Source organism: Sphingopyxis sp., from assembly GCF_050725615.1.
Taxonomy (GTDB): Bacteria; Pseudomonadota; Alphaproteobacteria; order Sphingomonadales; family Sphingomonadaceae; genus Sphingopyxis.
Genome location: NZ_JBOHHU010000126.1, coordinates 1 through 9,328, shown reverse-complemented (window position 1 = coordinate 9,328; position 9,328 = coordinate 1). Strand labels below are relative to the sequence as shown.

The following is a 9,328-nucleotide window of genomic DNA, read 5'->3' as shown; positions in this document are numbered from 1 at the left end:
GGTTGGGGGTGGGCCAGCAGCGTTGCGGTCTGCCCACCCCGCTGCGACTAGGGCGCAAGCGCCCAAGTCTCGCTGCCCCTCCCGCCTGCGGGAGGGGGATTAGCTCCATTCTTCAACAGCGCCTTCCGCTCGAAACCCGCCGTTCGGATTCTGCAAAACAAAAGGGACCGGAAGCATCCGCTTCCGGTCCCATTGTTTTTTGATCGAAAGCCTGCGCTTATGCGGCTTCCATGTCCTCATACTGCTCGACCGGACCCGAATCCTGGCCCTTGGCGTCGACGTCGCGATCGACGAATTCGATGATCGCCATCGGGGCGGCGTCCGAGGCGCGGATGCCGGCCTTGATCACGCGGGTGTAGCCGCCAGCGCGATCCTTGTAACGTTCGGCGATCGTGTCGAAGAGCTTCTTCAGCTGGGTTTCGTCGAGCAGGCGGCTCTGCGCGAGGCGACGATTGGCCAGGCCACCGCGCTTGGCGAGCGTGACCAGCTTTTCGACATAGGGACGCAGTTCCTTCGCCTTGGCGACGGTGGTCATGATCTGCTCATGCTTGATGAGCGAGGCCGACATGTTGCGGAACATCGCGGTACGATGCGCGCTGGTGCGCTGCAGCTTCCGGCCACCCGATTTATGACGCATAATCCATTCCTTCGTTTGTCAAAGGGGCCGTGTGAGGTACCCCAAGCCAGGTCGATTGCGGGCCGACCCCTTCCCGTTGTTGGCCCCGGCCGAAGCCGGGGCGCCAGATCAGCCGAGAAGTTCCTGTTCGAGCTTCTTGGCCATTTCCTCGATATTCTCCGGCGGCCAGCCGGGGATGTCCATGCCGAGGCGCAGGCCCATCGACGACAGCACTTCCTTGATTTCGTTCAAGGATTTGCGGCCGAAGTTCGGGGTGCGGAGCATTTCGGCTTCGGTCTTCTGAACGAGGTCACCGATATAGATGATGTTGTCGTTCTTCAGGCAGTTGGCCGAGCGCACCGACAGTTCGAGCTCGTCGACCTTCTTGAGCAGGAAGCGGTTGAGCTGGTTGACGTCGCTCTCGTCGGCGGTGGTCGGCGACGCCGCCATGCCGATCATGCCGCTGTCGTTCATCGCTTCTTCGAAGTGGACGAAGACCTGCAGCTGGTCCTGGAGGATGCGCGCGGCGTAAGCGACGGCGTCTTCCGGGGTCACGGTGCCGTCGGTATCGACGGTCAGCGACAGCTTGTCATAGTCCAGTTCCTGGCCGATGCGGGCATTGTCGACCTTATAGGCGACCTGGCGCACGGGCGAGAAGAGCGAGTCGACCGGGATCAGGCCGATCGGCGCGTCGACCGGACGGTTGGCGGTCGCGGGGACATAGCCCTTGCCGGTGTCGGCGACGAGTTCCATGTTCAGCGTCGCGCCATCGTCGAGGTGGCAGATGACATGGTTCGGGTTCATCACCTTGATGTCGCCCGACACCATGATGTCGCCGGCCTTGACGGTCGCGGGACCAGTCGCCGACAACTGGAGCCGCTTCGGGCCTTCGCCTTCCATCTTGAGCGCGATCTGCTTCACGTTGAGGACGATGTCGGTGACATCTTCGCGCACGCCGGCCAGGCTCGAGAATTCGTGGAGGACGTTCTCGATCTTGATCGACGTGATCGCCGCACCCTGGAGCGACGACAGCAGCACGCGGCGCAGCGCGTTGCCCAGCGTCAGACCGAAGCCGCGCTCAAGCGGCTCGGCGACGAAGGTCGCCTTGCGCTTGCCGTCGCTGCCGGCCTTGATTTCCAGGTTGCTGGGCTTCTTCAATTCCTGCCAGTTCCGGATATTGACAGTCATGGTCTTCCCTTTGCTTTTGGCGGGACAGGGCGGGGGCGGAAACCGACCGGTCCGGCGTTAGGAGATAGCGGACGCGCCCCGGACGGGGCGGATCCGAAGCAGGTGTCAGACGCGGCGGCGCTTGGCCGGGCGGACACCATTGTGCGGGATCGGGGTCACATCGCGGATCGAGGTGATGTGGAAACCGACCGCCTGCAGCGCGCGCAGCGCCGATTCACGACCGGCGCCCGGGCCCTTGACTTCGACTTCGAGGGTGCGGACGCCATGTTCGGCGGCCTTCTTGCCGGCGTCTTCGGCGCACACCTGGGCGGCGTACGGGGTCGACTTGCGGCTGCCCTTGAAGCCCATCATGCCAGCGCTCGACCAGGCAATCGCATTGCCCTGGGCGTCGGTGATGGTGATCATCGTGTTGTTGAAGGTCGCGTTGACGTGGGCGACGCCCGACGAGATGTTTTTGCGTTCGCGCCGACGAAGGCGCTGCGGTTCACGAGCCATGATGCTATCCTAATCCTGAATTCTGCTAAGCGACAAAGTAAGGAAGCGCGCGCCCCTTCGAGAGAAGGGCGAGCGCGCTCAGAACCTTACTTCTTCTTGCCGGCGATCGGCTTGGCCTTGCCCTTGCGGGTGCGCGCATTGGTGTGCGTGCGCTGGCCGCGGACCGGCAGGCCCTTGCGATGACGCAGGCCGCGATAGCAGGCGAGGTCCATCAGGCGCTTGATGTTCATCGCGGTGTTGCGGCGAAGATCACCCTCGACCGTGTGGTCGGCGTCGATGGTTTCACGGATCTGCAGCACTTCGGCGTCGGACAGGTCCTGGACGCGGCGCGTGTGATCGATGCCCAGCTTGTCGGCGATGTCGACGGCGGACTTGCGGCCGATGCCGTGGATATAGGTGAGCGCGATGATCACGCGCTTGTTGGTGGGCAGATTGACGCCCGCGATACGTGCCATTGATACTTTCTCCTGCTCCACAGGGTCGCTGGCAACGACCCTATCTCAAAGCGTCTGATTTCCAACGCAAAAAACGGACCACGATGCGCATTGGGCGCTTCGCCGTCCGGTTATGATGTCGGAATGAACGCGCAAATAGGGTGAGTCGCCCGAATTGTCAAGCGAACTGCGGCGCGATGACGGGGTTTCCGCGCGGCGGAAACGGCGGGCGATAACGCCCTATGCCTTGGTTGTAAGCGCCACCGCGCGATCGTGCAAGCGGTCGACGACGGCCCGGTGGATTCCGGGGGCGCAGGCGATGACGCCGAACGCCTGGGCGCGCGGGGTGTTGAACGCCAGTGGTTCGCCAAAGGCGTCGGTCACCATCGCGCCCGCCTCGGTCGCGATCAGCGCGGCGGCGGCGACGTCCCATTCGAAACCCCAGCGCAAGGTCGCGACCAGGTCGGCGCGGTCGTCGGCGACGAGCGCCATGCGCAGCGCGATGCTGTTCGGCTTGGTGACGATGACGAGGTCGCTGTCGACGCGCGGCAGCGCATCGGCGGGGACGCGCGACCCCGAAAATTCGCAGCGCTGGCTGGCGTGAAGGGTCTCGCCGTTGAGCTGTGCGCCCTGGCCGCGCTGCGCGACCCACAGCTCGTCGAGCGCGGGGGCGTAGAGCACGCCGAATTCGGGAGCGCCGTCGACGACGAGCGCGACTGACACCGCCCAGCCGGGACGCCCGCGGATGAAGTCGCGGGTGCCGTCGATCGGATCGACGCACCACATCGCGCGGCACGACAGGCGGTCGGTATTGTCGGCGGTCTCCTCGGACAGCCAACCGGCCTCGGGCACCATCGCGCCGAGCACCGCCTTCAGCCGCGCATCGACCGCAAGGTCGACGTCGCTGACCGGGTTGTTCGGCGATTTATACTGGACGTCGACCGCCTTGCCCTCGCCGCGCCAGCGCGCCATCGCCATGTCGCCGACCTCGCGGGTCGCCGCGATCACGGCCTCGAGGTTGCGGTGCGGCACGGGGCTTAGCTCGACGCGACGGTCATGCCGTCGATGCGCAATGTCGGGGCGTCGGTGCCGTGGCGGAAGGCGAGGTCGTCGGCGGGGGTCAGCGCGGCGAACATCGCGATCAGATTGCCAGCGACGGTGAATTCGGCGATCGGTTCGGCGAGCTGACCATTCCGGATCGCAAAGCCCGACGCGCCGCGGCTGTAATCGCCGGTGACGGGGTTGACGCCCTGGCCAATCAGTTCGGTGACATAGACCCCCTCGACGACGTCGGCCATCAGCGCCGCCGGCGATGCCGTGCCCGCCGCCATATAGACGTTGCTGACGCTGACCCCCGACGCGCCGCCGCCGCGACTGGCGTGGCCGGTGGGCGTGAGGCCGAGCTGCCGGGCCGACGCATTGTCGAGCAGCCAGCCGGTCAGGCGCCCGCCCGATATCAGGTCGCGGGCATCGGTGGGCAGACCCTCGCCGTCGAAGGCACGGCTGCGGAGCCCGCGCAGCCGATGCGGCTCGTCGCGGATCACGATGGCGGAGTCGAATAGCTGGTCGTCTTCCTTGCCGAGCAGGAAGCTGGTGCCGCGCGCGATCGCGGGGCCGCTGATCGCGCCGAGCAAATGGCTGATCATACCGCTGCTGACGCGCGGGTCGTAGAAGACGGGGACCTTGCCGACCGGGGCCTTGCCGGGGTTGAGGCGCGCGACGGCGCGGGTGCCCGCGCGGGCGCCGATGGCGGCGACGCTTTCGAGATCGGCGAGGTGATGCGCGCTATGCCAGCCATAGTCGCGCTGCATGCCGGCGCCTTCGCCGGCGATGACGCTGGCCGACAGGCTGTGGCCGCTCGCGCCATAGCCGCCGGCAAAGCCATGGCTGGTGGCGAGCGCGATGCGGGTGCGGCTGTGGCTCGCGGTGCCGCCTTCGCTGTTGGTGACGCCGGCGACGGCGCGCGCCGCCTCTTCGACCGCGCGCGCGGTTTCCCGCATCGCCTGCGGATCGGCTTCGCTGCCGTCGTCGAGGTCGAGATCGGGGATGGCGCCCCGGAACAGCAGCTCCTCCGGCGCGAGACCGGCATAGGGGTCCTCGGGCGCCTCACGCGCCATCGCGACGCAGCGCGTGACCAGCTTGGCAAGTTCATCGGCGTCCATGTCGGCGGTCGAGACGCTGGCGCTGCGCTGGCCGACGAAGACGCGCAGGCTGATGTCCTGGCCTTCGGACCGCTCGACATCCTCGAGCGCGCCGAGCCGCATCGAGACCGATGTGGCGGCGTTGCAATAATAAAGCGCGTCGGCGGCGTCGGCGCCGGCCTTGGCGGCGGCGTCGCACAGCATCTGCGCGCGGTCGAGGGCTTCGGCGACGGTCAGCATGGGCGCGCCCTAGACCGGGCGCGGCAAGCCGTCAAAATCTTATCGGTGAAACGCGCCGCGATCGTCGGGGGTCAGCCGCCGATGACCGAGAGGCCGGTCGTCGCCGCCATCGCGCCGCTGACCCACAGGAAGGGCAAGGCGAGCGCGGCGATCCACAGGCGGCGGACATCACGGCGGAAGCGGGCGTGGAGGCCCCAGCTGGCCAGCGCCTGGCGGCTGAGATGGTACCAGCGCCGTTCGGTGATGCGCGCGATGGGCACCGCGATCGCGAGCAACAGGGTCAAGGCGATGAAGGTCAATGCGGTCGGCGCGCCCACTGCGATCGCGCTCGACACGAGCCAGATCTGCAGCGCGGCAAAAACGAGAAGCGCGGTGGCGGCATGAAAGGTCATTCGGCGACCGAGACTGCGTGCCGGAGGCACAGCGCGAGCGGGGCGCCCCAACAGGCGCGGTCCGAATGTTGATGCCATTTTTTCAGCCCCCTTAGGCCGGCGATTCCCAGAAACCCTGATTTTCAGCCAAACATTACCGAGTCAAGACAGTCTGCCGGTGATTCGTTAATTTTGCCTTCGATTCGCCCCGGATTGCGAACATTTCTGCGGCGAACCGCCCTATTGCAGCCAATTCGGCAGCAAAACGGCCTGCTGCGAGGGCGCGGATCGCCAAATGCTCCGACTCGCAGCCGCAAAAGGCTTTGGTCGATGGCGATATGGTTTCGGTCGAAACTTGCATCGGCGCGCCCGGCTGATAGCCTCTAAACCCTGTCGTCCGCACCATTCGGAAAAACAGGGGAAATCATCGATGCGTCATCTCGCCCTTCTGGCCGCGCTTGCGCTGCCGCTCGCGCCCGCACTGGCACAGGAAACCGCCAAGCCCGCTCCCGCAGCCCCCGTCGCGCCCAAGCCCGCGGCGTTGACCGCCGACGGCCTGCCCGACATTCCGGCCGAACTCGCCTCGGCGACCCGGCCCTATATGGAAAATCGCGGCGCGGGCTTCGTCGGCTGGAACCCGGTCGATAAATCGATGCTGATCTCGACGCGCTTCGGCAATACCAGCCAGATTCACCGGGTAGCCTTTCCGATGGCCGATCGCCGCCAGCTGACCTTCGAGGAAGAGCCGATCGGCGGCGCGTCCTGGTCGCCCAAGACCGCCGACATCATGCTGTTGCAAAAGGATATCGGCGGCAATGAATTCTATCAGATCTATGCGATGAAGGACGGCCGGCTCGAGCTGCTGACCGACGGCAAGAGCCGCAACGGGCTCAATGCGTGGAGCAAGGACGGCAGCCTCGTCGCCTATACTTCGACGCGCCGCAACGGCCGCGACAGCGACATCTATGTCATGGACCCGCGCGATCCGAAGACGACGCGCATGGTGGCGCAGGTCGATGGCGGCGGCTGGGGGGTCAGCGACATCGCCCCCGACAAGAGCTGGGCGCTGGTCGGCAAATATGTCTCGGTGCAAAAGGTCGACCTGTTCCGCCTCGACCTCAAGACCGGCCAGATGACCCCGATCGGCGATCACAGCAAGACCATCGCCCATGGCGGCGGCGCCTTTGCCCCCGATGGCACGATCTGGGGCACCAGCGACGAGGGCAGTGATTTCCAGCGGCTCGGCACGCTCGACCCCGCGACGGGCCAATTCACGCCCAGGGGGCCGGCCGAAAAATGGGACGTCGACACCTTCGCGATTTCCGAAGATGGCAGCTTCATCGCCTATGTCGTGAACGAGGCGGGCATGTCGAAACTGCGTCTGTTCGATCCCAAGACGGGGGCGGTGCGCACCGTCGACAGCCTGCCCGCCGGGATCATCGGCGGGCTCGAGATCGCGCCGTGGGGCGAGATCGGGATCAGCTTCACGTCGGCGCGCAGCGCCGCCGACGCCTATAGCATCGACCCGAAGACGCTGGCGGTGACGCGCTGGACGCAGAGCGAAACCGGCGGGCTCGACGTGACGAAGAATGTCGAACCCGAACTGGTCAAGGTGAAGAGCTTTGACGGGCTGGAGGTGTCGGGCTTCCTCTATCGCCCCGACCCGGCGAAATTCCCTGGCAAGCGGCCGCTGATTATGAATGTCCATGGCGGGCCGGAGGGCCAGTCGCGCCCGGGCTTCCTTGGCCGCAACAATTATCTGATCAACGAGCTGGGTATCGCGGTCTTCTATCCCAATGTTCGCGGCTCGACGGGCTATGGCAAGACCTTCGTCAGCCTCGACAATGGTCCGTTCAAGCGCGAGGACAGCGTCAAGGACATGGGGGCCTTCCTCGACCTGTTCGCGAAGGACAAGACGCTCGATGCGACGCGCTTCGGGCTGACCGGGGGCAGCTATGGCGGTTATATGTGCTATGCGGCGGCGACCCATTATGCCGACAAGCTGCGCGCCAATCTTTGCGTCGTTGCGATCTCGAACTTCGTGACCTTCCTTGAAAATACCCAGGAGTATCGCCGCGACCTGCGCCGCGTCGAATATGGCGACGAGCGCGTGCCCGAACAGCGCGCCAAGCTGATCGAAATCTCGCCGCTCACCCGCGTCGGCGATATCAAGAAACCGCTGTTCATCGTCACCGGCGCCAACGACCCGCGCGTGCCTGCATCGGAGGCCGACCAGATCGTCGCCGCAGTGCGCGGCAAGGGCGGCACGGCGTGGCACCTCGTCGGCACCAACGAAGGCCATGGCTTCGCGAAGAAGGAAAATGTCGATTACCAGTTCTGGGCGTCGCTGCTGTTTTGGAAACAATATCTGCTGAATTGAGGTCGCTTTCGCGCATTTGACTCTCTGTCGCCCTGCGCTCAGTCTTGCCATGGACGAGGGCAGGGGGCAGCGGTCATGGCAAGAGCGGCAATGATTTTGGGTTTCGCGGCGGCGCTGGGGCTGGCGGGCTGCGCGGCGGGGCAGAAGCCCGCAGCGGGCAACGCGCGTCCGCTGACCAGCATCACCTTGCCCAAGCCCGGCAGCTTCCTGGCGCTGTCCGATGTCCATTATGACGGCAACAGCAGTGACCAATGGGGCCGCAACCACGAGACGAGCAAGCTGTTGTGGACCCGCGCGCAGGCTGAGGCGGGGCAGGTCATCGCCCAATCGGATCCCGATTTCATCGTCTACCTCGGCGACCTGCCCGCGCATGGCATGCCGCAAAGCGTGCGCGAGCAGCAATTCCGCACCGTGCTCGACGGGCTGCAGGCGCTGGTCGCGGGGTCGGACCGGCGGCTCTTGTTTTTGCCCGGCAACAACGACAGCGACGGCGAGGATTATTGCGCCTTCACCACCGGCGGCGAGACCCCGTTCGATGCCGCGACCGACCCCGCCGCCTGGCCCATGGTCAATGCGAAGCCGGGCGATATCATCGACGCCAGCCAATTGGCGCGCGGCTTCTACGCCGCCTATCCGCTGGGCAAGCCGGGGGCGGGCCGCAGCGGTCCGTCGCTGCGCCTGCTCGCGCTCAACACGGTGATCTTCAACCCCAACTACGGCGTCTTCAACAATGGTAACTGCGTCGATGCGGCGACGCGGCAGGCCGATGCCAATGCGCAGCTCGAATGGCTGGCGGCGCAGCTCGCCGCGACGCGCACTGCGGGCGACAAGGCGGTGCTCGCGATGCATGTGCCGCCGGGCACCGACGGCTATAGCGGCTATCCGAACTGGAACCCCGATCTGCTCTACACCGGCAGCGATGCGACGCTCGCCGCTTATGCGGGCAAGCCGGTGCAGGACGCCTATCTGGGCATCGTCGCATCCTATCAGGCCGAGATCAGCGGTACGATGAGCAGCCACACCCACCTCAACGACATGCGGCGGCTGCGCGACTGTGCGGGGGAGATGACCGAGCTCGACCTGTCGATCCCGGCGATCACCACCGACCATGGCAGCAACCCGGCGATGCAGCTCTTCACCTATGACGCGCGCTACGAATGGCTGGAGCGGATGACGCGCTATGCCAGCGAGAAGACCGGCAAGGATTGGGCGGCGGCGAACCGCTTCAGTTTCGCCGCCAATTATCCCTGCGCGCATTGCACGGGCACCGAGACGATGGCGCAGCGGATCGCGAAGATCGACGACGCCGGCCTGTTGCAGGGCATGCTGGCCTATCTCACCGTCAAACGCGGGGCAGGCAGCGGTCCCAATTACCAGGCGGCCATGGACGTGCGCTGCAGCGGGAAATGAAGCCGTAGCCCTGAGCTTGTCGAAGGGCGCCTCACTGAGAAGCGCCCTTCGAC

9 protein-coding genes are annotated in these 9,328 nt (G+C 65.7%); 2 read left to right on the top strand and 7 right to left on the bottom strand.

Features of this window, described 5'->3' with window-relative positions:
- Positions 1-217 precede the first annotated feature (217 nt).
- The 7 genes from rplQ to ACREB7_RS19675 all read right to left on the bottom strand — a co-directional run bounded on the left by rplQ (position 218) and on the right by ACREB7_RS19675 (position 5,506).
- Entirely contained in the window at positions 218-637 is a 420-nt protein-coding gene (gene rplQ / locus ACREB7_RS19705) for a 50S ribosomal protein L17 (protein WP_431593963.1), read from the bottom strand.
- 108 nt (positions 638-745) lie between these two features.
- Entirely contained in the window at positions 746-1,804 is a 1,059-nt protein-coding gene (locus ACREB7_RS19700; protein WP_431593962.1) for a DNA-directed RNA polymerase subunit alpha, read from the bottom strand.
- A gap of 105 nt (positions 1,805-1,909) precedes the next feature.
- On the bottom strand, positions 1,910-2,299 hold the full coding sequence (gene rpsK / locus ACREB7_RS19695) for a 30S ribosomal protein S11 (RefSeq protein WP_003040416.1): 390 nt from the start codon (positions 2,297-2,299) through the stop codon (positions 1,910-1,912).
- 86 nt (positions 2,300-2,385) lie between these two features.
- Complete coding sequence (rpsM, locus tag ACREB7_RS19690) at positions 2,386-2,754, bottom strand: 30S ribosomal protein S13 (RefSeq protein WP_431593961.1); 369 nt, start codon at positions 2,752-2,754, stop codon at positions 2,386-2,388.
- 219 nt (positions 2,755-2,973) lie between these two features.
- Positions 2,974-3,765, bottom strand: a complete 792-nt coding sequence (locus ACREB7_RS19685) for an inositol monophosphatase family protein (protein WP_431593960.1) — start codon at positions 3,763-3,765, stop codon at positions 2,974-2,976.
- Positions 3,766-3,770: 5 nt separating this feature from the next.
- A complete protein-coding gene (locus ACREB7_RS19680; protein ID WP_431593959.1) occupies positions 3,771-5,114 on the bottom strand; it encodes a TldD/PmbA family protein in 1,344 nt (447 codons plus the stop codon).
- A 71-nt stretch (positions 5,115-5,185) separates the two neighbouring features.
- Positions 5,186-5,506, bottom strand: coding sequence for a hypothetical protein (locus tag ACREB7_RS19675; RefSeq protein ID WP_431593958.1), 321 nt, complete (start codon positions 5,504-5,506; stop codon positions 5,186-5,188).
- Positions 5,507-5,915: 409 nt separating this feature from the next.
- Between ACREB7_RS19675 and ACREB7_RS19670 the strand changes: the two genes are divergently transcribed.
- Positions 5,916-7,865: a prolyl oligopeptidase family serine peptidase gene (locus ACREB7_RS19670; RefSeq protein WP_431593957.1), complete on the top strand. Its 1,950-nt coding sequence runs from the start codon at positions 5,916-5,918 to the stop codon at positions 7,863-7,865.
- Positions 7,866-7,955: 90 nt separating this feature from the next.
- Positions 7,956-9,275 carry a metallophosphoesterase gene (locus ACREB7_RS19665; RefSeq protein ID WP_431593956.1) on the top strand — a complete coding sequence of 440 codons (1,320 nt, stop codon included), beginning with the start codon at positions 7,956-7,958 and terminating at the stop codon, positions 9,273-9,275.
- Positions 9,276-9,328: the final 53 nt, after the last annotated feature.